The 22,855-nt window shown below is 74.1% G+C and carries 27 protein-coding genes and 1 pseudogene; 22 read left to right on the forward strand and 6 right to left on the reverse strand.

Annotation, left to right across the window (positions count from 1 at the left end):
* Window positions 1-50 precede the first annotated feature (50 nt).
* From IE330_RS03385 to IE330_RS03395, 3 genes are all read left to right on the forward strand, one after another.
* The gene (locus tag IE330_RS03385) at window positions 51-1,088 is read left to right on the forward strand and encodes an ABC transporter ATP-binding protein (protein ID WP_190134317.1); all 1,038 of its coding nucleotides are present in this window, start codon (window positions 51-53) and stop codon (window positions 1,086-1,088) included.
* A gap of 46 nt (window positions 1,089-1,134) precedes the next feature.
* Complete coding sequence (locus tag IE330_RS03390) at window positions 1,135-1,956, forward strand: ABC transporter permease (RefSeq protein WP_190134318.1); 822 nt, start codon at window positions 1,135-1,137, stop codon at window positions 1,954-1,956.
* 70 nt (window positions 1,957-2,026) lie between these two features.
* Window positions 2,027-2,686, forward strand: coding sequence for a DUF2567 domain-containing protein (locus tag IE330_RS03395; protein WP_190134319.1), 660 nt, complete (start codon window positions 2,027-2,029; stop codon window positions 2,684-2,686).
* A gap of 211 nt (window positions 2,687-2,897) precedes the next feature.
* Here IE330_RS03395 and IE330_RS40180 read toward each other — a convergent pair whose 3' ends face one another.
* From IE330_RS40180 to IE330_RS03415, 5 genes are all read right to left on the reverse strand, one after another.
* Window positions 2,898-2,972: a hypothetical protein gene (locus tag IE330_RS40180; RefSeq protein ID WP_467095488.1), complete on the reverse strand. Its 75-nt coding sequence runs from the start codon at window positions 2,970-2,972 to the stop codon at window positions 2,898-2,900.
* Between the two features lie 40 nt (window positions 2,973-3,012).
* Entirely contained in the window at window positions 3,013-3,513 is a 501-nt protein-coding gene (ybaK, locus tag IE330_RS03400) for a Cys-tRNA(Pro) deacylase (RefSeq protein ID WP_190134320.1), read from the reverse strand.
* Window positions 3,514-3,570: 57 nt separating this feature from the next.
* A complete protein-coding gene (locus IE330_RS03405; RefSeq protein ID WP_190134321.1) occupies window positions 3,571-4,311 on the reverse strand; it encodes an LON peptidase substrate-binding domain-containing protein in 741 nt (246 codons plus the stop codon).
* 11 nt (window positions 4,312-4,322) lie between these two features.
* Window positions 4,323-5,339 carry a hypothetical protein gene (locus tag IE330_RS03410; RefSeq protein ID WP_190134322.1) on the reverse strand — a complete coding sequence of 339 codons (1,017 nt, stop codon included), beginning with the start codon at window positions 5,337-5,339 and terminating at the stop codon, window positions 4,323-4,325.
* A gap of 317 nt (window positions 5,340-5,656) precedes the next feature.
* Window positions 5,657-7,171 (reverse strand): oxidoreductase, encoded by a 1,515-nt coding sequence (locus IE330_RS03415; RefSeq protein WP_229925362.1) that lies wholly within the window; start codon window positions 7,169-7,171, stop codon window positions 5,657-5,659.
* A 314-nt stretch (window positions 7,172-7,485) separates the two neighbouring features.
* Between IE330_RS03415 and hisD the strand changes: the two genes are divergently transcribed.
* From hisD to hisF, 8 genes are read left to right on the forward strand one after another with little or no spacing between them, the layout of a single operon-like run.
* Window positions 7,486-8,817 carry a histidinol dehydrogenase gene (gene hisD, locus IE330_RS03420; RefSeq protein WP_190134324.1) on the forward strand — a complete coding sequence of 444 codons (1,332 nt, stop codon included), beginning with the start codon at window positions 7,486-7,488 and terminating at the stop codon, window positions 8,815-8,817.
* Window positions 8,814-9,920 (forward strand): histidinol-phosphate transaminase, encoded by a 1,107-nt coding sequence (locus IE330_RS03425; protein ID WP_190134325.1) that lies wholly within the window; start codon window positions 8,814-8,816, stop codon window positions 9,918-9,920. Before hisD ends, IE330_RS03425 begins: the two co-directional genes overlap by 4 nt.
* Window positions 9,917-10,510: an imidazoleglycerol-phosphate dehydratase HisB gene (gene hisB / locus IE330_RS03430; protein ID WP_190134326.1), complete on the forward strand. Its 594-nt coding sequence runs from the start codon at window positions 9,917-9,919 to the stop codon at window positions 10,508-10,510. Before IE330_RS03425 ends, hisB begins: the two co-directional genes overlap by 4 nt.
* 4 nt (window positions 10,511-10,514) lie before the next feature.
* Window positions 10,515-10,679: a CG2302 family histidine operon protein gene (locus tag IE330_RS03435; protein ID WP_190134327.1), complete on the forward strand. Its 165-nt coding sequence runs from the start codon at window positions 10,515-10,517 to the stop codon at window positions 10,677-10,679.
* A complete protein-coding gene (hisH, locus tag IE330_RS03440; protein ID WP_229925343.1) occupies window positions 10,676-11,326 on the forward strand; it encodes an imidazole glycerol phosphate synthase subunit HisH in 651 nt (216 codons plus the stop codon). Before IE330_RS03435 ends, hisH begins: the two co-directional genes overlap by 4 nt.
* Complete coding sequence (priA, locus tag IE330_RS03445; RefSeq protein WP_190134329.1) at window positions 11,326-12,051, forward strand: bifunctional 1-(5-phosphoribosyl)-5-((5-phosphoribosylamino)methylideneamino)imidazole-4-carboxamide isomerase/phosphoribosylanthranilate isomerase PriA; 726 nt, start codon at window positions 11,326-11,328, stop codon at window positions 12,049-12,051. The genes hisH and priA overlap by 1 nt, the downstream gene beginning before the upstream one ends.
* Complete coding sequence (locus IE330_RS03450; protein ID WP_190134330.1) at window positions 12,048-12,437, forward strand: RidA family protein; 390 nt, start codon at window positions 12,048-12,050, stop codon at window positions 12,435-12,437. Before priA ends, IE330_RS03450 begins: the two co-directional genes overlap by 4 nt.
* Before the next feature lie 5 nt (window positions 12,438-12,442).
* A complete protein-coding gene (gene hisF / locus IE330_RS03455; protein WP_190134331.1) occupies window positions 12,443-13,198 on the forward strand; it encodes an imidazole glycerol phosphate synthase subunit HisF in 756 nt (251 codons plus the stop codon).
* A gap of 122 nt (window positions 13,199-13,320) precedes the next feature.
* Here hisF and IE330_RS03460 read toward each other — a convergent pair whose 3' ends face one another.
* Complete coding sequence (locus IE330_RS03460; protein WP_190134332.1) at window positions 13,321-13,956, reverse strand: TIGR03085 family metal-binding protein; 636 nt, start codon at window positions 13,954-13,956, stop codon at window positions 13,321-13,323.
* Between the two features lie 83 nt (window positions 13,957-14,039).
* Here IE330_RS03460 and hisI point away from each other — a divergent pair, with 83 nt between their 5' ends.
* From hisI to lgt, 11 genes and pseudogenes are all read left to right on the forward strand, one after another.
* Window positions 14,040-14,405, forward strand: a complete 366-nt coding sequence (hisI, locus tag IE330_RS03465) for a phosphoribosyl-AMP cyclohydrolase (RefSeq protein ID WP_190134333.1) — start codon at window positions 14,040-14,042, stop codon at window positions 14,403-14,405.
* A gap of 9 nt (window positions 14,406-14,414) precedes the next feature.
* On the forward strand, window positions 14,415-15,932 hold the full coding sequence (locus IE330_RS03470; RefSeq protein WP_190134334.1) for an anthranilate synthase component I: 1,518 nt from the start codon (window positions 14,415-14,417) through the stop codon (window positions 15,930-15,932).
* A 7-nt stretch (window positions 15,933-15,939) separates the two neighbouring features.
* Window positions 15,940-16,623, forward strand: coding sequence for a TIGR02234 family membrane protein (locus IE330_RS03475; protein ID WP_229925345.1), 684 nt, complete (start codon window positions 15,940-15,942; stop codon window positions 16,621-16,623).
* Window positions 16,624-16,763: 140 nt separating this feature from the next.
* Window positions 16,764-16,982 carry an HGxxPAAW family protein gene (locus IE330_RS03480; protein ID WP_190134335.1) on the forward strand — a complete coding sequence of 73 codons (219 nt, stop codon included), beginning with the start codon at window positions 16,764-16,766 and terminating at the stop codon, window positions 16,980-16,982.
* Between the two features lie 85 nt (window positions 16,983-17,067).
* On the forward strand, window positions 17,068-17,514 hold the full coding sequence (locus IE330_RS03485) for a DUF2752 domain-containing protein (protein WP_190134336.1): 447 nt from the start codon (window positions 17,068-17,070) through the stop codon (window positions 17,512-17,514).
* 171 nt (window positions 17,515-17,685) lie between these two features.
* Window positions 17,686-18,495 carry an indole-3-glycerol phosphate synthase TrpC gene (gene trpC / locus IE330_RS03490; protein WP_190134337.1) on the forward strand — a complete coding sequence of 270 codons (810 nt, stop codon included), beginning with the start codon at window positions 17,686-17,688 and terminating at the stop codon, window positions 18,493-18,495.
* Window positions 18,496-18,502: 7 nt separating this feature from the next.
* Entirely contained in the window at window positions 18,503-18,658 is a 156-nt protein-coding gene (gene trpM, locus IE330_RS03495; RefSeq protein WP_190134338.1) for a tryptophan biosynthesis modulator TrpM, read from the forward strand.
* Between the two features lie 219 nt (window positions 18,659-18,877).
* Window positions 18,878-20,161, forward strand: a complete 1,284-nt coding sequence (gene trpB / locus IE330_RS03500; protein WP_190134339.1) for a tryptophan synthase subunit beta — start codon at window positions 18,878-18,880, stop codon at window positions 20,159-20,161.
* Window positions 20,158-21,003, forward strand: coding sequence for a tryptophan synthase subunit alpha (gene trpA, locus IE330_RS03505; protein ID WP_190134340.1), 846 nt, complete (start codon window positions 20,158-20,160; stop codon window positions 21,001-21,003). The genes trpB and trpA overlap by 4 nt, the downstream gene beginning before the upstream one ends.
* Before the next feature lie 63 nt (window positions 21,004-21,066).
* Window positions 21,067-21,849 carry a DsbA family protein gene (locus tag IE330_RS03510; protein ID WP_190134341.1) on the forward strand — a complete coding sequence of 261 codons (783 nt, stop codon included), beginning with the start codon at window positions 21,067-21,069 and terminating at the stop codon, window positions 21,847-21,849.
* Between the two features lie 111 nt (window positions 21,850-21,960).
* Window positions 21,961-22,780: pseudogene (gene lgt / locus IE330_RS03515) on the forward strand (prolipoprotein diacylglyceryl transferase); the annotation flags it as partial.
* Window positions 22,781-22,855: the final 75 nt, after the last annotated feature.

Here is a 22,855-nt window from a genome sequence, read left to right on the forward strand (position 1 = left end):
GCACGCCCCGGACGCCCCGCCGCACACCCGACCCCGTACCCTCGTGCATCGTGAGTACGCGCGCGGCACAGGCAGTCCGAGGGGGGCTCCGGCAGGGGCACGGCAGCGATGCCGTCTGCGTGGTCCGCGACCTGGTCAAGGTCTACCCGGCCGCCCGGGGCCGGCGCGGCAGGCCCGCGACGCCCGAGGTGCGGGCCAGCGACGGCATCGGCATCGAGGTCGGCCGCGGCGAGATCTTCGGGCTCCTCGGGCCCAACGGCGCCGGGAAGTCCACCCTCGTACGCCAGCTCACCGGCCTGATGCGACCCGACAGCGGCAGCGTCGAGGTCCTCGGCCACGACATCGTGCGCCACCCCGAGCGGGCGGCGCGGCTGCTCGCCTACCTCGGCCAGGAGTCGACCGCGCTCGACGAGCTGACCGTCTCCCTCGCCGTCGAGACCACCGCGCGGCTGCGCGGGCTCGACGCGGCCGCCGCCCGCGCCCAGCGGGACGACGTCCTGGACGAGCTGGGGATCACCGCCCTGGCGGGCCGCCCCCTGAGGAAGCTCTCCGGGGGCCAGCGCCGGCTCGCCTGCTTCGCCACCGCGCTGGTCGGCGAGCGACGGCTCCTGGTCCTCGACGAGCCGACGACGGGCATGGACCCGGTCGCGCGGCGCGCCGTGTGGGGCGCGGTCGACCGGCGCCGCGCCGAGCGCGGCACGACCGTGCTGCTGGTCACCCACAACGTCATCGAGGCCGAGACCGTGCTCGACCGCGTCGCCGTGCTCGACCACGGCAAGGTCATCGCCTGTGACACGCCCACCGGCCTGAAGGAGAAGGTCGCGGGCGAGGTGCGGGTGGAGCTCGTGTGGCGCGACCGGGCCCCCGTCGACGTACCGGAGGTGGCCGCGCTGCGGTCCTCGGCCGTCGAGTCCGGGCGCCGCTGGACGCTGCGGCTCGCGCCGGAGGAGGCCCGGGCGGCCGTCGCCGCGGTCACGGGCGGCGTCGCCTTCGCCGCCCTGGACGACTTCACGCTGGCCACGCCCAGCCTGGAGGACGTGTACCTGGCCCTCGGCGGGCGCGGCGGTGACGGGCTGGTGAAGGCGTGAGGGGCCGGGCCGTGAAGCGTAGGGACGTCTGCAGGAAGGTTGTCCGTTGAGTGCCGTTCCCCTGGAGGCCGTGGTCAGGGCCGAGGACGAGCGCGTGGCCGCGCCGGACGTCGCGGCGCCGCTCGGGGCGCGGGCGCGGATGGTCCCGGCCCTGACGGCCGTCTACCGCGCGCAGCTCTCGCGGGCCCGGGTCGCGCGCATCCCGCTGCTGTTCGTCGCCACCTTCCAGTCGGTCGGGATCATGATCCTGATGCGCGGGGTCGTGGACGGCGGCAGCGAGGCCCACGCCGTGGTGGCGGGCTCCTCCGTCCTCGTCGTGGCCTTCGTCGCGCTCAACCTGCTCGCCCAGTACTTCGGCCAGCTCCGCGGCGACGGCGGGCTCGACCACTACGCCACGCTGCCCGTGCCGCCCGCCGCCGTCGTGCTCGGCGCGGCCGCCGCGTACGCCTCCTTCACCGTGCCCGGCACGATCGTCACGGCGGTCGTCGGGTGCGGGCTCTTCGGGCTTCCGCTGACCCACCTGTGGGTGCTCGCCGCGGTGATCCCGCTCTCCGGGGCCGCGCTCGCCGGGCTCGGCGCCGCGCTGGGGCTGCTCGCGCCGCGGCCGGAACTGGCCACGCTCCTCGGTCAGATGGGCATGTCGGCGGCGCTGCTGCTCGGCGTGCTCCCGGCCGAGCGGATGCCGGGCTTCCTCCAGTACGCGCGCGACCTGCTGCCCTCCACGTACGGCGTCGAGGCGCTGGCCCGCACCTTCGGGAGCGACCCGGACTGGGGCGCGGTGCTGCTCGACCTCGGGGTGTGCGCGGCCGTCGGCGTGGTCTCGCTCGCGGTCGCCACCTGGGCGTACCGGCGCGCGGCCGTGCGCTGACGCCGCCCGCCGCCAGGCCGCCGTCCCGTCCGGTGGCGCGGCCCACAGGCGGAGCTGGCACCATGTCTGGGTGACCGCACCGCTGACACCCTCCCAACCGCCGCACGAGCCCGAGCGCGACCCCTACCAGGCGCCGGACGCCTCCGCCTCCCCGGCGGGGCCCGGCGGGTACGGCAGGCCCCAGCAGGACGAGGAGGGCGGGCCCGGTGTGCGACGGGAGATCGCGCAGGCCGCGGTGATCATGGTCGCGGTGGCGGTCAGCGGTGTGCTGCTGGGGCTGCTGTGGCTGTGGCTGGCGCCCCGGGTGCCGCTGATCGCCGACAAGCAGGCGGTCTACCTCAAGGACACCGAGGGGGAGCAGGCCATCGGGGTCGACGGAACGTTCACCCTGCTGGGCCTCGCCTTCGGCTTCGTCACCGCGCTCGTCGTCTTCCTGGCGCGGCGGCGCGGCGGGATCCCGCTGGTGGTGGGGCTCGGCCTCGGCTCGCTCCTCGGGGCGGTGCTCGCCTGGCGGGCGGGGGTGTGGCTCGGGCCCGAGACGGACGTGGTGGCCCACGCGCGCTCCGTGGGGCAGGGGGTCGTGTTCGACGCGCCCATGGAGCTGAAGGCCAAGGGCGTGCTGCTGGCGTGGCCGGTGGCGGCGATGGTCACGCATCTGGTGCTCACGGCGTTGTTCGGGCCCCGGGACCCGGAGCCGGTGTACTCGCCGTACGGGGTGCGGGAGGGCTGAGCCCTCGCGGTAACCAGGGGGCTCCGCCCCCTGGACCCCTGTTCATCGCGCTGGCGCGCTCGTCCTCAAACGCCGGACGGGCTGAGAATCTCTACCGCGGCCACGGCTGAAGATCTCAGCCGCGCTCGGCGGAAAGTTCCAGCCCGTCCGGCGTTTGAGGACGAGGCGCGGAGCGCCGACAAAGCGGGGTCCAAGGGCGGCAGCCCCTGGGTCAGGCCGGGCGGCGGCCGTGGTTGGACTTGGACTTGCGTACCCGCCACTTCCGCTTGCGCGTTTTCTTCGACATGGGTCTGGTCCTAGTCGAGGACCACACCCCCGTCGAGGCCTCATTCACGCCCGATGGGCGCGAGCACCGCGTCCGTGAGGGCCGCCAGGTCCGCGGGGGCGAGCTCCACCTCCAGGCCGCGGCGGCCCGCCGAGACGCAGATGGTGGGGTGCGCCGACGCCGAGTCGTCCAGGACCGTGCGCAGCTTCTTGCGCTGGCCCAGCGGGGAGATGCCGCCGCGCACGTAGCCGGTGGTGCGCTCGGCCGCCGCCGGGTCGGCCATGACCGCGCGCTTGCCCGCGACCGCCGCGGCCAGGGCCTTGAGGTTCAAGGTGCCCGCCACCGGGACGACCGCCACGGTCAGCTCGCCGTCGACCTCGGCGACCAGGGTCTTGAAGACGCGGTCGGGCGACACGCCCATGGCCTCCGCGGCCTCCTCGCCGTACGAGGGGTGGGCGGGGTCGTGCTCGTACGAGTGAAGGGTGAACTCCGTGCCCGCGCGGGTGAGGGCGACCGTCGCCGGGGTGCCGCCCGCCTGGGACTTCTTCTGCTTCTTCGCCACGTCGCCTGCCTGTCGGATGCGTCGATTGCATCGGTCACGTCGGTTGCGTCGGTTGCGTCAGTTGAGGCTCGTCGCGCCGCGCGTCAGGTCCGTCGCGGGCAGCGACGGCAGGTTACGGATGATCGCGGTCTCGCTGCGCAGCAGTTCCAGCTCGTCGCGCAGCCGGGCCGCGGTGTCGGGCGCCTCCAGGAGGCGCTGCTTCGTCGGGGTGTCCAGGACGGCGGCCGCCGCGACCAGATATGACACCACCGACGGCTCGTCCGGCAGCTCCGTGCCCGTGGACAGGGACCGCTCCCGGGCACCCGCGAGCCGCTTCTGGTACGAGCGGAAGGCCCGCAGCACGCCCTCGGCCAGCGCCCCGGCCTCGTCACCGGGCTCCTCCGGCAGCGGTTCCAGCTCGGCGGTCAGATACGCGCCGGAGGCGTCCACCGAGCGCAGCCGCACCCGGGTGGTGCCGGTGGCGAGCACCTCGAAGCCGCCGTCCTCGCGCTCGCGGATGGTCGCCGCGTCGGCGACGCAGCCGACCTCGTGGAACGCCCGTACCGGGTCGGCGCCGAAGCCCGCGGCGGGGCCCTGCTCGGGCCGGGCCGTCGGGTCGGGGAGGCCGGGCGCGCTCGGCGCGACCTCGCTGCCGTCGCGGATCGCCACGACGGCGAACTGCCGCTGCTCGTCTTCGGGACTCTTGAGCAGGTCGCGCATCATGGCGCGATAGCGCTCCTCGAACACGTTCAGGGGCAGTACGAGCCCCGGGAACAGCACCGAGTTCAGCGGAAAGAGGGGGAGCCGGACGGTCGTCACGAGCCGAAAGCCTAACGGCCGCCGCCGGCCTTCCTCTCCCCGCGCCCGCGCCCGGACCGCACGGGTGTGCCCGCGGCCACCTCGATGCGGACCCCGTCCCGCAGCTCCAGGAACTGGCCGAGCGGGTCGTCGGAGACCCGGTCCCAGGGGAACGACGTCGCGTACGGCCCGATCAGGCGGAGCTGGTCCAGGGCGTCCTGCCAGCGCTCCAGGCGCACCAGGACGTACGTGAGGAGGTTGCGCACCTCGGCCGGCCAGGGGTCGGCGGGCGCGTACGACGCGGACAGGGCGATGGCCAGGTCCGCGGCGGCGTCCAGGCGCTCGCGCGGCAGCCGCCCGCCGCCGCTGGTCAGGTACGCGAACGCGGCGCGTACCGGCAGCGCCTGGATGAGCGAGCCCGGCAGCGCGTCCGCGGCCGCGCGCTCGGCGAAGTCGAAGCACTCCGGGTGCGAGCCGTACCAGTCCGCCGAGAGGTACATCAGCGCCGAGGCGTGGCAGCCGTAGTGGTACGAGGAGCGGCGCACGGCCTGGGACCACAGCTCCTCGAAGTCGGAGTGCGAGGCGTGGGTGCCGCGCGCGTGGTCCAGGGCGATGCGCCACGGCACGGGGTCGCGCGGGTCGGCCTCGGCGGCGGCCGTGAGCAGCGGGCTGACCTCGCGGAGCAGCTCGGCGCGGGCGGGCGACTCCCAGCCGCGCACGACCGCGAGCTCGGCCTTGAGCAGCAGCGCGTCCGGGTCGTGCGGGGCGGCGGCCAGCCACTCGTCGAACCACTCCGGGCGGGAGCGGGCGAAGGCGGCGAGGCGGGTGGCGTACCGGTCGCGGTTCTCCCACTCGGCGGCCTCGCGGGTGGCGGCGAGCAGTTTGGCCGCCGGGCCGTACTCGCCGCGGCCCGCGGCGACGAGCGCCGGGCCGAGGCGTTCGTCCGGCACGTCGAGCAGGACGTCGTCGTCCGGGGGCAGGCCCTCGGCGAGGCGCGGGGTGTGGCGGACCATGCGGGCGGTGCGGATGAGGGCGCGCAGCAGCGGCATGGTGCGGTTCCCCCTCTTCTCACGCCATGGGTGGTGGTGGTCTGGTGCGGTCGCTGTGTGATGACGGGCCGGGTGGGGGGATGGTTGTGCGGGGGCGGGTAACGGTTCAGCAAGTCTCTGGCCCCTGGCCTTGTGCGGGGCTCCGGCGCTGCGCGCCTTGTCCTCAATCGCCGGACGGGCTGGAATATCCGCGCCCGGCCTCTCCCGAAGTGGCGGGGGATCACGGGCGGCCGACGACGGCACCGCAGACGATGCAGCCCGTCCGGCGTTCGAGGACGAGGCGCGGAGCGCTGGTGAGGGGCGGGTGGGGGAAGGGCCTAGTTGCGGCGGAGGAGGCGGGTGGCGCCCGCGGCCACCGTGGTGGCCAGGACCCAGCCCATGAGGATCAGCGCCGCGGCCAGCCACTGCCAGCCGCCGCGGAGCTGCCAGTACGTGTCGTGGCCCAGGTCGATGACCGGCAGGAGCAGGTCGAGGGCGAACAGGGACGGGTTCCAGTGGGGGTGCTCGCCCTCCTTGAGGGGCGGGTGGTCGGCGCGGGAGAAGGCGATCGCGCTCGCCGCCCAGAGCACCGCCATCCACAGCGCGGCCCGGCCGGGACGATAGCCGTAGGCGACCGTCCAGTCCTGTGCGTAGCCCCACAGCTTGGCCGCGAGCGGCAGCGTCTCGCGGCGGCGGCGCTGCTTGGCGAGCAGCACCTCGCGGGCGTCGGCGTCCTCGCCGCCCGCGCGCAGCACGGCGGCGAGCTTCTCGTACGGCTCCGGGTGGTACTCGGCGGTGGCCGCGGCCACCCACTCCAGGCGCCGCGACAGCGGGAAGCTGCCCTGCGGGATGAGGTTCTCGTACGTGAAGCCGCCCATCTGGAGGCTGCCGGGGCCGGGCCAGCTCGCCGCGCGGTCCATGAGGTTGACGACGCGGGCGCCGGACAGGACGACCTTGCCGTGGAGCGGGGCCTCGCCGAGGAAGCGCAGCTCGGGGGTCTGCACCCGGCGCAGCGACACCTCCTGGTCGTGCTGGAGGGTGAAGCGGGCCTGGCCGAGATCCACCGCGTCGCCGAAGCGGCCGTCGTCGAGCCGGAGGCCGCCCTCGCAGGTGAAGCGCTGCACGAGGGTCCCGCGCGCGGGGGTCGTCCCGCTGGTCTGCATGGGGTTGCCGACGGCGGCGGGGGTCAGGTAGAGCGTGCGCTCGACGGTGAGCTGGGGGGCGTTCAGGGCGTAGCGGCCGTAGGGGTTGGTCAGGACGCTGCCGCGCAGGCTCAGGCTGACGCCGACCTTCGCGCCGCGCAGCCGCAGCTCGCCGTGGGACTCCAGCATCTCCGCCTGGAGGTCCTGGCCGACGGTCAGGCCGTCGCCCATCACCGAGCGGGCCCGCCGGTCGCGGTGCACGACGGCCTGGTTGAGCAGCAGGTCCGTGCCGATGTGGGCGTCGGTGAGGCGCATGCCGTTGTACACGCGGCAGCGCGGCAGGTGCAGGTCGCCCTCGGTGTGCAGCCGGGCGGCCTCCAGGCGGGGGATGGAGCAGTCGACCAGGCGCAGGGTGGTGAAGCGGGCCTCGGGGAGCAGGACCTCCTTCTCGAAGCGGCAGCCCCGCAGCTCCGTGTACGGCACCACCGTGCCGCCCGCCAGGTCCAGGACGTCCGTGATCCGCACGCCCGCCAGCTTCAGCGACGACACCCGGCCGGCCAGCGCGGGCGGCCCGTCGAGCAGCAGCCAGCACACGATGCGGGCCCGTACGCTGCGCTCCGGCCCCCAGGGGTGGACGCCGTGCGGGTCGTCCACCGCGGCGTCGCCCGACCTGAGGTCGTACAGCGTGCCGTTGCGGAACGCCTGCCACATGCCGATCTCCGCGGCGGTCAGCCCGTCCGGCGGGTCCCCGGTGCCGGTGTCGTCGACCACTGCTGTCGCCCTCCCGTGGGTGCCGAGACGCGTAGCTGCCTCGTACATCCGTTCATGCCCGATGCCGTGACCGGCTGAACGCCAGTGGTGAACGGAGTCCCGCGGTGAGCCGGTTCTTCGCCCGCTGAACTGGAATGAGAGCCTCCGGTGGCGCCCGGGGCCGGGCCGCGCCGGGTCGCGCGCCGGCGGACGTGCCGTATCACTCACTGATACGGGCGCTCGGTCGCCCGCGGCCGTCTGCGAGAATTGGCCATGTGATCTCTCGAATCGATCTGCGCGGCGAGGCCCTCACGGAGTTTCCGTCGGGTTCCGCTCTGCGCGCCCTGCTGCCCCGTGCCGACTTCGACGTCGCGGCCGCCCTGGAGAAGGTGCGCCCGATCTGCGAGGACGTGCATCATCGCGGCGACGCGGCGCTGATCGAGTACGCGGAGAAGTTCGACGGCGTGAAGCTGGAGCGGGTCCGGGTGCCCGCCGAGGCCATCGCCGAGGCCCTCGCGGGCCTCGACCCCGACGTGCGCGCCGCCCTGGAGGAGTCCATCCGCCGGGCCCGCACCGTCCACCGCGCCCAGCGTCGCGCCCCGCACACCACCCAGGTCGTCCCCGGCGGCTCGGTCACCGAGAAGTGGGTGCCGGTCGAGCGCGTGGGCCTCTACGCCCCGGGCGGCCGCTCCGTCTACCCCTCCTCCGTGATCATGAACGCGGTGCCCGCGCAGGAGGCGGGCGTGGCCTCCATGGCCCTCGCCTCGCCGCCGCAGGCCGACTGCGACGGCCTGCCGCACCCGACCATCCTCGCCGCGTGCGCGCTCCTCGACATCGACGAGGTGTACGCCGTGGGCGGCGCCCAGGCCGTCGCCATGTTCGCGTACGGCACCGACGAGTGCCCCCCGGCCGACATGGTCACCGGGCCGGGCAACATCTGGGTCGCCGCCGCCAAGCGGTACTTCACCGGCCGCATCGGCATCGACACCGAGGCGGGCCCGACGGAGATCGCGATCCTCGCCGACGACACCGCCGACCCGGCGCACGTCGCCGCCGACCTGATCAGCCAGGCCGAGCACGACCCGCTGGCCGCCGCCGTCCTGGTCACGGACTCCGTGGCGCTCGCCGACGCCGTCGCCGCGGAGCTGGAGCCGCAGGTCGCGGCCACCAAGCACGTCCAGGACCGGATCGCGCCCGCCCTGGCCGGCCGCCAGTCCGCGATCGTGCTCGTGGACGGCCTGGAGGAGGGCCTGCGCGTCGTCGACGCGTACGGCGCCGAGCACCTGGAGATCCAGACCGCCGACGCCGCCGCCGTCGCGGACCGGGTCAAGAACGCGGGCGCGATCTTCGTCGGCCCCTGGGCGCCGGTCTCCCTCGGCGACTACTGCGCCGGCTCCAACCACGTCCTCCCCACCGGCGGCTGCGCCTGCCACTCCTCGGGCCTGTCCGTGCAGTCGTTCCTGCGCGGCATCCACATCGTGGACTACTCCCGCGACGCCCTCGCCGAGGTCGCCCACCACGTGGTGACGCTCGCCGAGGCCGAGGACCTGCCCGCGCACGGCGCCGCGATCAAGGCCAGGTTCGGCTGGAAGGTGCCGGGCCAGTGACCGGGATCGACGACCTGCCCGTACGGGAGGAGCTGCGCGGCAAGTCCCCGTACGGCGCGCCCCAGCTCGACGTCCCCGTCCGGCTGAACACCAACGAGAACCCCTACCCGCTGCCCGAGCCGCTCGTCGAGCGCATCGCCGAGCGCGTCCGCGAGGCCGCGCGCACCCTGAACCGCTACCCCGACCGGGACGCGGTCGAGCTGCGCACCCGGCTCGCCGCCTATCTGACCCGCACGGGCGGCCACGAGGTCACCCGCGCCCACGTCTGGGCGGCCAACGGCTCCAACGAGGTCATCCAGCAGCTCCTGCAGACCTTCGGCGGCCCCGGGCGCACGGCCCTCGGCTTCGAGCCCTCGTACTCCATGCACGCCCTGATCGCCCGTGGCACCGGCACCGGCTGGATCTCCGGGCCGCGGCGCGACGACTTCACGCTCGACGCCGACGCCGCCGCCCGGGCCGTCGCGGAGCACCAGCCGGACGTCGTCTTCATCACCACGCCCAACAACCCCACGGGCAACGCCGTGCCGCCCGAGGCCGTCGTCGCCCTGTACGACGCCGCGCAGGCGGCCAAGCCGTCCATGGTCGTGGTCGACGAGGCGTACGTGGAGTTCAGCCACGGCGCGTCGCTGCTTCCGCTCCTGGAGGGGCGGCCGCACCTGGTCGTCTCGCGCACCATGTCCAAGGCGTTCGGCGCCGCCGGGCTGCGCCTCGGCTACCTGGCCGCCGACCCGGCGGTCGTGGACGCCGTCCAGCTCGTGCGGCTGCCGTACCACCTGTCGGCCGTCACCCAGGCCACCGCGCTCGCCGCCCTGGAGCACACGGACACCCTGCTCGGCTACGTCGAGCAGCTCAAGGCCGAGCGCGACCGCCTCGTCACCGGACTGCGGGACCTCGGCTACGAGGTGACCCCCTCGGACGCCAACTTCGTCCAGTTCGGGCGGTTCGCCGACGCCCAGGACGCCTGGCGGCGCATCCTCGACCGGGGCGTCCTGGTCCGGGACAACGGCGTGCCCGGCATGCTGCGGGTCACCGCGGGAACCCCCGCCGAAAACGACGCGTTCCTCGATGCGGTACGCGCACTCAAGAAGGAGCAGGACGCATGAGCCGCGTAGGCCGGGTCGAACGGACCACGAAGGAGACCTCGGTCGTCGTCGAAATCGACCTCGACGGCACCGGGAAGGTCGACGTGTCGACCGGGGTCGGTTTCTACGACCACATGCTCGACCAGCTCGGCCGCCACGGCCTGTTCGACCTCACGGTCAAGACCGAGGGCGACCTGCACATCGACACCCACCACACCATCGAGGACACCGCCCTCGCGCTCGGCGCCGCCTTCCGGCAGGCGCTCGGCGACAAGGTCGGCATCTACCGCTTCGGCAACTGCACGGTGCCGCTCGACGAGTCCCTCGCCCAGGTGACCGTCGACCTCAGCGGCCGCCCGTACCTCGTCCACACGGAGCCGGAGAACCTGGCCCCGATGATCGGCGCGTACGACACGACGATGACCCGGCACATCTTCGAGTCCTTCGTCGCGCAGGCGCAGATCGCGCTGCACATCCACGTGCCCTACGGGCGCAACGCCCACCACGTCGTGGAGTGCCAGTTCAAGGCGCTCGCGCGGGCGCTGCGGTACGCCAGCGAGCGGGACCCGCGCGCGGCGGGCATCCTCCCGTCCACGAAGGGAGCGCTGTAACCGCATGAACGGCATCTCCACCCTGCTGATCTTCGTCGGGCTCTTCCTGCTCGGCGGGGTCTACTCCTTCGCCAAGCAGAAGCAGTCCAAGAGCCTGATCACCCTGCTCTCCATCGGCGCCGGCATGTGCCTGCTCGCGGGCATCGTCCGCCTGGAGGTGTGGAATTGACCTCCGCCGGATCCGCCAAGAAGGTCGTCGTCCTCGACTACGGCTTCGGCAACGTGCGTTCCGCCGAGCGGGCCCTGGCCCGCGCGGGCGCCGACGTCGAGATCACCCGTGACTACGACACCGCCATGAACGCCGACGGCCTCCTGGTCCCCGGCGTGGGCGCCTTCGCCGCCTGCATGGAGGGCCTGCGCGCGGCCCGCGGCGACTGGATCGTCGGCCGCCGCCTGTCCGGGGGCCGGCCCGTCATGGGCATCTGCGTCGGCATGCAGATCCTCTTCGCCCACGGCGTCGAGCACGGCGTCGCCTCCGAGGGCCTGGACGAGTGGCCCGGCACCGTCGAGCCCCTGAAGGCCGACATCGTGCCCCACATGGGCTGGAACACGGTCGAGGCGCCCGCCGACTCCGAGCTGTTCCGGGGCCTGGACGCCGACGAGCGCTACTACTTCGTCCACTCGTACGCCGTCCACGACTGGTCGCTGGAGACCGCGAACCCCGCGATGCGCGCCCCCCGCGTCACCTGGGCCACGCACGGCGCGCCCTTCGTCGCGGCCGTCGAGAACGGCGCCCTGTGGGCCACGCAGTTCCACCCCGAGAAGTCCGGTGACGCCGGAGCGCACCTGCTGAAGAACTGGATCGGAACCCTCTGATGGCGAAGCTCGAACTCCTCCCGGCCGTCGACGTCCGCGACGGCCAGGCCGTCCGCCTCGTCCACGGCGAGTCCGGTACGGAGACCTCGTACGGCTCCCCGCTCGAGGCCGCCCTGGCCTGGCAGCGCTCCGGCGCCGAGTGGCTGCACCTGGTCGACCTGGACGCGGCGTTCGGCACCGGCGACAACCGCGCCCTGGTCGCCGAGGTCACCGCCGCCATGGACATCAAGGTCGAGCTCTCCGGCGGCATCCGCGACGACGACACCCTCGCCGCCGCCCTCGCCACCGGCTGCACCCGCGTGAACCTGGGCACGGCCGCCCTGGAGACCCCCGAGTGGGTCGCCAAGGTCATCGCCGAGCACGGCGACCGGATCGCGGTCGGCCTCGACGTGCGCGGCACCACGCTGCGCGGCCGCGGCTGGACCCGCGACGGCGGCGACCTCTACGAGACGCTGGCACGCCTCGACGCCGAGGGCTGCGCCCGCTACGTGGTCACCGACATCGCCAAGGACGGCACGCTCCAGGGCCCGAACCTGGAGCTCCTGCGCAACGTCTGCGCCGCCACGGACCGCCCCGTCGTCGCCTCCGGCGGCGTCTCCTCCCTGGACGACCTGCGCGCCATCGCCGCGCTGGTGCCCCAGGGCGTCGAGGGCGCCATCGTCGGCAAGGCCCTGTACGCGAAGGCGTTCACCCTGGAAGAGGCCCTGGAGGCGGTGTCGTCATGACCGACGCCCGGCGTGTGCAGGGCGGTACTCCCTGGGAGGAGAGCTTCGGTTTCGCGCGCGCCGTGGCCGCGGGTGACCGGGTCCTGGTCGGCGGCACCACGGCCTTCGAGGGCGAGGTGCTGCACGGCGAGGGCGACCCCTACGAGCAGGCCAGGGTCGCGTTCGCCAACGCCCTCAGGGCACTGGCGGAGTTCGGCCTCGGCGCCGACTCCGTCGTGCGCACCCGCATGTACCTGACCCACGCGCGGGACATCGACGAGGTGGGCCGCGCCCACCACGAGGCCTTCGCCTCCGTGCGCCCGGTCACGACCCTGCTGGTCGTGTCCGGGTTCGTCGACCCGCGCATCCTGGTCGAAGTAGAACTCGAAGCATTCAGAGGAGCTTGAGCGGAATGACCCTGGCGGTCCGAGTCATCCCCTGCCTGGACGTCGACAACGGCCGGGTCGTCAAGGGCGTGAACTTCCAGAACCTGCGCGACGCCGGCGACCCCGTCGAGATGGCCAAGGTGTACGACGCCGAGGGCGCCGACGAGCTGACGTTCCTGGACATCACCGCCTCGTCGGGCGACCGCGAGACGACGTACGACGTGGTCCGGCGCACCGCCGAGCAGGTCTTCATCCCGCTCACGGTGGGCGGCGGCGTGCGCACCGCCGAGGACGTCGACAAGCTGCTGCGCGCGGGCGCCGACAAGGTCGGCGTGAACACCGCCGCCATCGCCCGCCCGGACCTCATCCGCGAGATCGCCGAGCGCTTCGGGCGGCAGGTCCTCGTCCTGTCGGTGGACGCCCGCCGGACACCGGGAGGCACCTTCGAGGTCACCACCCACGGCGGCCGGAAGTCCGCCGGGATCGACGCCGTCGAGTGGGCCCACCGGGCCGCCGAGCTCGGCGCCGGCGAGATCCTCCTCAACTCGATGGACGCCGACGGCACCAAGGACGGCTACGACATCGAGATGATCGAGGCGGTACGCAAGCACGTCACGGTCCCCGTGATCGCCTCCGGCGGCGCGGGCCGCCTCGACCACTTCCCGCCCGCCGTCGCCGCGGGCGCCGACGCGGTCCTCGCGGCCTCCGTCTTCCACTTCGGCGACCTGCGCATCGGCGAGGTCAAGGAAACCCTCCGCCGGGCGGGCCACCCGGTCCGCTGACCGGAGACTCCTCCGTCCGCGCTCCTGCCCCCCCGAGCTGCCGCGGTGACCCCCGGGCCCGCGCCCCGGGTCGGGGCGCGGGTCGGGGCGCGGGGCGCGGCGGGGCGGGCGTGGGGTGGGGTTCAGAGGCCCAGTTGTTTGGTTTCGTGGAGGCGGGTGATCGCTTCCTTGTCGCCCTCGACCTCCACGTCCGCCGCGTCCTGGCGGCCGAAGGCGAACAGCAGCAGTTCCGAGGGCTCGCCGGTGACCGTGACGACCGGGGTGCCCCGGTGGGCCACGGCCGTCTGGCCGTCGCGGCGGCGCAGCACCAGGCCCACCGGGGCCTTGCGGCCGACGACGCGGGCCATGCGCTCCAGGCGGGACCAGAGGGCGTCGGAGAAGACCGGGTCCAGCTCGCGCGGGGTCCAGTCGGGCTGCGCGCGCCGCACGTCCTCGGCGTGGACGTAGAACTCGACGGCGTTCGACGCCTCGTCGACCTGCTTCAGGTTGAAGGGCGAGAAGCGCGGCGGGCCCGTGCGGATGAGCTGGATCAGCTCCTCGTACGGCTTGGCGGCGAACTCCGCCTGCACCCGCTCCAGGCGCCCGGCGAGCTGCTTGATCAGGATTCCGCCCGCCGCGTCGGCGCGCCGCTCGCGCACCACCACGTGGGCGGCGAGATCGCGGGTGGTCCAGCCCTCGCACAGGGTCGGCGCGTCCGGGCCGGCCGCCTCCAAGAGGTCGGCGAGGAGAAGTCGTTCACGCTTGGCATGGGTCGACATGCCAGCCAGCCTACGACCGGGCGACCGGTCCGCACAGTGGACCCCGGCCGGACACCCCGCCCGGGCGCGGCACAATGGCCCCCATGAGCAGCACGCCCCCGCCCAGCAGCCTGGACCCCGCGATCGCCGCCCGCCTCAAGCGCGGCGCCGACGGCCTCTTCCCCGCCGTCGCCCAGCAGTACGACACCGGGGAGGTGCTGATGCTCGGCTGGATGGACGACGAGGCGCTGCACCGCACGCTGACCACCGGGCGCTGCACGTACTTCTCGCGCAGCCGCCAGGAGTACTGGGTCAAGGGCGACACCTCCGGGCACGTCCAGCACGTGAAGTCCGTCGCCCTCGACTGCGACGCCGACACCGTCCTCGTCAAGGTCGACCAGGTCGGCCCCGCCTGCCACACGGGCACGCGGACCTGCTTCGACGCCGACGAGCTGCCGCTCGGCCAGTAGGGTCTGCCCATGGATCTCGAGACCTTCCGCAAGCTCGCGGCCGACCGCCGTGTGATCCCCGTCAGCCGCAGGCTCCTGGCGGACGGGGACACCCCGGTCGGGCTCTACCGCAAGCTCGCCGCCGAGCGCCCCGGCACCTTCCTCCTGGAGTCCGCCGAGAACGGCCGCGCCGACTTCCTCTGGTCTCGCTACTCCTTCGTCGGCGTCCGCAGCGCCGCCGCCCTCACCGTGCGCGACGGCGAGGCCCACTGGCTCGGCACCCCGCCCGTCGGCGTGCCCACGTCCGGTGACCCGCTCGCCGCCCTGCGCGCCACCCTCGCGGCCCTGCACACCCCCCGCGACCTGGCCGGCACCGCGGGCCTGCCGCCCTTCACCGGCGGCATGGTCGGCTACCTCGGCTACGACGTCGTGCGCCGCCTGGAGAAGATCGGCCCCGGCGAGGTCGACGACCTGCGGCTGCCCGAGCTGACCATGCTCCTCACGAGTGACCTCGCGGTCCTCGACCACTGGGACGGCTCGGTCCTGCTCATCGCCAACGCCATCAACCACAACGACCTCGACACCGGCGTGGACGAGGCCTACGCCGACGCCGTGGCCCGCCTCGACGCCATGGAGGCCGACCTCTCGCGGCCCGTCGCCCAGCCCCCGGCCGCGCTCCCGCCCTCCGAGCTGCCGGAGTTCACCGCCCGCTGGGGCGGCCAGGAGTACCAGGCCGCCGTCGAGGACATCAAGGAGCGTATCCGCGCGGGCGAGGCCTTCCAGGTCGTGCCCTCGCAGCGGTTCGAGACCCCGTGCCGGGCCACCGCCCTCGACGTCTACCGGGTGCTGCGGGCCACCAACCCCTCGCCGTACATGTACCTCTTCCGCTTCGACGGCTTCGACGTCGTGGGCTCGTCCCCCGAGGCCCTGGTCAAGGTCGAGGACGGGCGCGCCCTCGTGCACCCCATCGCCGGGACCCGTCCGCGCGGCGCCACGCCCCGCGAGGACCAGGAGCTCGCCGAGGAACTCCTCGCCGACCCCAAGGAGCGCGCCGAGCACCTGATGCTCGTCGACCTCGGCCGCAACGACCTCGGCCGCGTCTGCGAACCCGGCTCCGTCGAGGTCGTGGACTTCATGTCCATCGAGAAGTACTCCCACGTCATGCACATCGTCTCCACGGTCACCGGTCACGTCGCCGCCGACCGCACCGCCTTCGACGTGCTCACCGCCTGCTTCCCCGCGGGCACCCTCTCCGGCGCCCCCAAGCCCCGCGCCATGCAGATCATCGACGAGCTGGAACCCGCCCGCCGCGGCCTGTACGGCGGCTGCGTCGGCTACCTCGACTTCGCGGGCGACTCCGACACCGCCATCGCCATCCGCACCGCGCTGCTGCGCGACGGCACCGCGTACGTGCAGGCCGGAGCCGGTGTCGTGGCCGACTCCGACCCGGTCGCCGAGGACACCGAGTGCCGCAACAAGGCCGCCGCGGTGCTGCGCGCCATCCACACCGCCAACCGCCTGCACGATCCCGCCGGCCGTGAGGGATAGTGGACGGGTGACTTCCGCAGTGCCACCGCCCCGAACCGACGACGAGCCCCGTACCGACGACGAGCCCCGTACCGACGGCGAGCCCCGGGCCGCCGCCGCGGGCCGCCCCCCGCGCGGCGGCCGGCGCAGCCTCGCCGCCGCCCTGGTGCTCGGCGCGGCGGGCGCGGCCCTCGCGCTGCTCGCCTCCCGCCAGTCCTGGGCGCACGGCACGGCGGCCGTGGCCGGCGGCGACTTCCCGCTGACCGCCAAGGGCAGCGACGTCACGGGCGTGCCCGCCGCGCTCGCGATAGTCGGCCTGGCCGCGCTCGTCGCCGTCTTCGCGGTCCGCCGCGCCGGGCGCCTGCTCGTCTCCCTGCTGCTCGCCCTGAGCGGCGTCGGCATCGTCGTGGCGGCGCTGCTCGGCGCCGACGACAGCGCCGCCCTCGACGAGAAGGCCGCCGAGGCCTCCGGCGACGCCGCCGCGCGGGTCGCCGGCCTCAGCCACACCGGCTGGCCGTACGCGGCCGTCGCCGCGGGCGCCCTCATCCTGGTCGCGGGACTCCTCGCGGTGTTCCGCGGCCGCGACTGGCCCGCCATGTCCGGCCGCTACGAGCGCGCCGGCGCGCCCCGCCCGAAGGCCCGCCGCGCCCCCGACCCCGACCGCCCCGAGGAACTCTGGAAGGCGATCGACCGGGGCGAGGACCCGACCTGAGCGGGGCGGGCGCCGGGAGTGCGAGCCCGCCCCGGCGGGAACCCGCGGCACGGCGGCCGGAACGTCGGCCCCGGGATACGGTCGCGGTACCGGATGCGGGACAATGGACGGGCACAGCCACAGCTAACGAGGAGCAAGTCATGGCGGGACATGGCCACGGACACACCCCGGCCGCCTGGACCGGTGTCATCATCGCCTTCATCGGTTTCTGCGTCGCGGGTGCCTTCATGGTGATGAGCAACCCGGTCGGCTTCTGGGCCGGCATGGGCCTGATCGTCGCGGGGGCGGTCGTCGGCGGCGCCATGCGCCTCGCGGGCCTCGGCCAGAAGCCGCAGCCCGTGGTCCGCTCCCAGAGCTGACCGCGCGCCGTACGTACGCCGATGGGGCGGCCGGGACCTGCCGACCGCCCCATCGGCGTACCGGACCGGGCCGCCGTCGCGGACAATGCGCCCTGTGAACGCTGACCAGGACACCCCCGTGCCCGCCGGCGCGGGCCCGGCGCTGCGCCGCATCGCCGTGCCGCTCGGCGTCCTCGGCTCGGTCGCGGCGGCCTTCGCCTACGTCGCCGCCGTCGACCCCAACGAGCCGGGCCACTACCCGACCTGCCCGCTGCTGCACTTCACCGGCCTGTACTGCCCCGGCTGCGGCGGCCTGCGCAGCGCGCACGCCGTCGCCCACGGCGACCTGGCCACGGCGCTCGGCGCCAACGCCCTGGCCGTCGCCGGCTATGCCGTCTTCGCCGTGCTGTGGACGCTGTGGACCCTGCGCGCCCTGCGCGGCCGCCCCGCAGGGTTCGAGCTGGGCCGCGCCCACCTGTGGGCCCTGGGCGCCGTCCTCGCGCTCTTCACCCTCGTACGGAATCTGCCGTACGGCTCCTGGCTGCACCCGTAGCGGCCCCATCACGCCCCTCCGCGGGACCCGCGGACGGGCGGGAAAACGTCCAGGTAGTGAGAGCGTCGCCCACCGGATGCGGGTCCTGCGCGGTCCTGCGGATACCATCGCAGGGACCACCAGGCCGCAGAGGGCAACAACGTGGAAAACGTAGGGAAAGGTTCCGCTCGCGTGAGTGTGCTCGACGAGATCATCGACGGAGTCCGTGCCGACCTCGCGGAGCGGCAGGCGCGCGTCGGCCTCGACGAGCTCAAGGAGCGCGCGGCGAAGGCCCCCGCGGCCAAGGACGGCGCGGCCGCGCTGCGCGGCGACGGCGTCAAGGTCATCTGCGAGGTCAAGCGGTCCAGCCCGTCCAAGGGCGCGCTCGCCGCGATCGCCGACCCGGCCGGACTCGCCGCCGACTACGAGGCGGGCGGCGCCGCCGTCATCTCCGTGCTGACCGAGCAGCGCCGCTTCGGCGGCTCGCTCGCCGACCTGGAGGCCGTGCGCGCCAAGGTCGACATCCCGGTCCTGCGCAAGGACTTCATCGTCACCTCGTACCAGCTCTGGGAGGCCCGCGCCTACGGCGCCGACCTCGCCCTGCTGATCGTCGCCGCCCTCGACCAGCCCGCCCTGGAGTCGCTGATCGAGCGCGCCGAGTCCATCGGCCTCACCCCGCTCGTGGAGGTCCACGACGAGGACGAGGCCGAGCGCGCCCTCGACGCGGGCGCCCGGGTCATCGGCGTGAACGCCCGCGACCTGCGGACCCTCAAGGTCGACCGGAACACCTTCGAGCGTGTCGCGCCCGAGCTGCCGGACTCCGTCGTCAAGATCGCCGAGTCCGGCGTGCGCGGCCCGCACGACCTCATCGCGTACGCCAACGCGGGCGCCGACGCCGTGCTCGTGGGCGAGTCCCTCGTCACCGGCCGCGACCCGAGGACCGCCGTCTCCGACCTCGTGGCCGCCGGCGAGCACCCGGCGCTGCGGCACGGAAGGAACTGACCCCGCCGTGCCCCTCGCCGCCCGCCTCGCCCCCGGCTGCCGCCCCCGCGGCTGCCGGGCGCCCGCGCGGCGCGTGCACGGACGGCGGGTGCGCTACGTCGTCGGGGACGAGCCCGGACAGGTCAACGGCATGCGATGGCGCCGGGGCGGCGCGCGCCCCTGACCCCGTCGCGACCGGCCCCGCACGCCCGGGCCGGTACGCCGGGGCGGCCCGCCGTCGCGGCCGACCCTCCTGCTCCGCCCACCCCCGGCCCACCCCGGGGGTCCGCCCCGCGCGCCCCTGACCCGGGGCGGTGACGGGCGGGTGGACGGGGGACCGCGGCGGTGCGCGGGCGCGCAGACGGTGACCACGTCCGCCCGAGCAGACACATGAGGTGTCCCCATGCCCAGCGAGTTCTTCGTCCCCGACCCCGAGGGCCGCACGCCCGACGCCAACGGCTACTTCGGCGCGTTCGGCGGCACGTTCATCCCGGAGGCCCTCGTCGCGGCCGTCGACGAGGTGGCCGTCGAGTACGAGAAGGCCAAGGCCGACCCCGCGTTCGCGCGCGAGCTCGACGACCTCCTGACCCACTACACCGGACGGCCCAGCGCCCTCACCGAGGTGCCCCGGTTCGCCGGACACGCCGGGGGCGCCCGGGTCTTCCTCAAGCGGGAGGACCTCAACCACACCGGCTCCCACAAGATCAACAACGTGCTCGGGCAGGCCCTGCTCACCCGGCGCATGGGCAAGACCCGCGTCATCGCCGAGACCGGCGCGGGCCAGCACGGCGTGGCCACCGCCACCGCCTGCGCCCTCTTCGGCCTCGACTGCACCATCTACATGGGCGAGGTCGACACGGAGCGCCAGGCCCTCAACGTCGCCCGCATGCGCATGCTCGGCGCCGAGGTCATCGCCGTGAAGTCCGGCTCCCGCACGCTGAAGGACGCCATCAACGAGGCCTTCCGCGACTGGGTCGCCAACGTCGACCACACCCACTACCTGTTCGGCACCGTCGCCGGGCCGCACCCCTTCCCGGCCATGGTGCGCGACTTCCACCGCGTCATCGGCGTGGAGGCGCGGCGGCAGATCCTTCAGCGCGCCGGGCGGCTGCCCGACGCCGCGATCGCCTGCGTCGGCGGCGGCTCCAACGCCATCGGCCTCTTCCACGCCTTCATCCCCGACGCCGGGGTCCGGCTCATCGGCTGCGAGCCCGCCGGCCACGGCGTGGAGACCGGCGAGCACGCCGCCACGCTCACCGCGGGCGAGCCCGGCATCCTGCACGGCTCCCGCTCCTACGTCCTGCAGGACGAGGAGGGCCAGATCACCGAGCCGTACTCCATCTCGGCCGGACTCGACTACCCGGGCATCGGACCCGAGCACGCCTACCTCAAGGACAGCGGCCGCGGCGAGTACCGCGCCGTCACCGACGACGACGCCATGCGGGCGCTGCGCCTGCTCTCCCGCACCGAGGGCATCATCCCGGCCATCGAGAGCGCGCACGCGCTGGCCGGCGCCCTGGAGGTCGGCCGGGAGCTCGGCGAGGACGGCCTGATCGTCGTCAACCTCTCCGGGCGCGGCGACAAGGACATGGACACGGCCGCCCGCTACTTCGGGCTCTACGACACCGACGCCGAGGTCGCCGAGGACGCCTCCGGCACCGCCGAGATCGAGGGGGACGCCAAGTGACCGGGACCGCAGCCACCGGCGGACAGATCCGCCTGCTGACCGACACCATCGCCGCCGCCAGGGCCGAGGGCAGGGCCGCGCTCATCGCGTACCTGCCCGCGGGGTTCCCGACCGTCGACGGCGGCATCGAGGCCGTGAAGGCCGTCTTCGACGGCGGCGCCGACATCGTGGAGGTGGGCCTGCCGCACAGCGACCCCGTCCTCGACGGCCCCGTCATCCAGACCGCCGACGACATCGCTCTGCGCGGCGGCGTGAAGATCGCCGACGTGCTGCGCACGGTGCGCGAGGCCCACGCGGCCACCGGCAAGCCGGTGCTCGTCATGACGTACTGGAACCCCATCGACCGCTACGGCGTGGAGCGGTTCACCGCCGAGCTGGCCGAGGCGGGCGGCGCGGGCTGCATCCTGCCCGACCTGCCCGTGCAGGAGTCCGCGCTGTGGCGCGAGCACGCGGCCAAGCACGACCTGGCCACCGTCTTCGTCGTCGCGCCGAGCAGCAAGGACGAGCGGCTCGCGACGATCACGGCGGCCGGCTCGGGCTTCGTGTACGCCGCCTCGCTGATGGGCGTCACCGGCACCCGGGCCTCCGTGGGCGCCCAGGCGCGGACCCTGGTGGAGCGCACCCGCGCCACCACCGACCTGCCGGTCTGCGTCGGCCTCGGCGTCTCCGACGCCGACCAGGCGGCCGAGGTCGCGGGCTTCGCCGACGGCGTCATCGTCGGCTCGGCGTTCGTCCGGCGGATGCTCGACGCGCCGGACGAGGCCGCGGGCCTGGAAGCGGTGCGGACCCTCGCCGGCGACCTGGCGCGGGGCGTGCGCACGGGCGCCGCGACCACGCGGTAGCTCGTACGGGTGGACCTGGACCGGGGAGGCGCGCTCGCACCTCCCCGGTTCGTTTGGTCCGGTATGAGCGAGAACAACCCTGACGGTAAGCGCACGGCCCGGGAGCGGCTTGCGGAGGAGCGTGAGCGGCAGAAGGCCCGTGACCGGCGGCGCCGGGCGGTCCTGGTGAGCGCCGCCGTCGTCGGCGTGCTCGCCCTGGCCGCGGTCGGCGGCCTGCTGGCGGCGAACGCCGGGGACGACGACAAGAAGAAGGACACCTCGGGCCCGGTCGTCGCGCCCGAGGGCGCCGCGGGCAAGGACGGCCTCGCGATCCGCGTCGGCGAGGAGGGCGCCCGGTCCACCCTCACCGTCTGGGAGGACTTCCGCTGCCCGGCGTGCAAGCAGTTCGAGGACGCCTACCGCTCCACGGTCAACGACCTCACCAAGAAGGGGCAGCTCAAGGTCGAGTACCACCTCGCGACCCTCATCGACGACAACATGGGCGGCTCCGGCTCCCTGCGCGCCGCCAACGCCGCCGCCTGCTCCCAGGACGCGGGCAAGTTCGCGCCGTACCACGACGTGCTGTTCCAGAACCAGCCCGAGGAGACCGACGACGCCTTCGCGGACAACGACAAGCTGATCGAGCTGGCGGGCAAGGTCGACGGCCTCGACGGCGCCGCCTTCAAGAAGTGCGTGGACGACGGCACGCACAACAGTTGGGTCGCCAAGTCCGACCGGGCCTTCGAGGACGCCAAGCTGCGCGGCACCCCGACGGTCCTGCTCGACGGCAAGGACATCTTCGCGGACCAGAAGAACCCGCTGACGCCCGCCAAGCTCAAGGCCGCCGTGGAGAAGGCGAACGGCTGACCGGTTCCCGTGCGGCGGGCGGATCTTGACCCGCCGCCGGGCCCCTGTTATGGACCCGTTGCGGGGTTGGTTGCCGTCCGCCCGGCCCGGCAGGGTAGCGTCGACCCTGCCATGGAACTTGCCTACATCCCCAGCCCCTCGCGCGGAGCGATCGAGCTCGGCCCGTTTCCGCTGCGCGGCTACGCGTTGTGCATCATCGTCGGTGTGTTCGTCGCCGTGTGGCTCGGCAACAAGCGCTGGATCGCGCGCGGCGGCCAACCCGGCACGGTGGCCGACATCTCCGTGTGGGCGGTGCCGTTCGGCCTGGTCGGCGGCCGCCTCTACCACGTGATCACGGACTACCAGCTCTACTTCGGTGACGGCCGTGACTGGGTGGACGCCTTCAAGATCTGGGAGGGCGGGCTCGGCATCTGGGGGGCGATCGCCTTCGGCGCGGTCGGCGCCTGGATCGGCTGTCGCAGGCGCGGCATCCCGCTGCCCGCCTGGGCCGACGCGCTGGCGCCGGGCATCGCCCTGGCCCAGGCCGTCGGCCGCTGGGGCAACTGGTTCAACCAGGAGCTGTACGGCAGGGAGACCGACGTCCCTTGGGCGTTGAAGATCACCAGCTCCGACGACGGCCGCATCCCCGGCACGTACCACCCGACGTTCCTGTACGAGTCGCTGTGGTGCGTCGGCGTCGCGGTCCTCGTCATCTGGGCGGACCGGCGCTTCAAGCTCGGCCACGGGCGGGCCTTCGCCCTGTACGTCGCCTCGTACTGCGCCGGGCGCTTCTGGATCGAGTACATGCGGGTCGACGACGCGCACGAATTCCTCGGCCTGCGCCTGAACAACTGGACGGCGCTCGCCGTCTTCGTGCTCGCGGTGGTCTACCTGGTGCTCTCGGCGCGGAGGCGGCCGGGGCGCGAGGAGGTCGTCGAACCTTCCGCTGGCGGGGGCGCCCTCGGCGGTGGCGGGGGTGAGGCCGAGGGAGGGTCCTCGGACGGCTCCGCCGGGGAGAAGGCTTCGC

The sequence above is a fragment of the Streptomyces longispororuber genome, assembly GCF_014656095.1.
In the GTDB taxonomy this organism is placed as follows: Bacteria; Actinomycetota; Actinomycetes; order Streptomycetales; family Streptomycetaceae; genus Streptomyces; species Streptomyces longispororuber.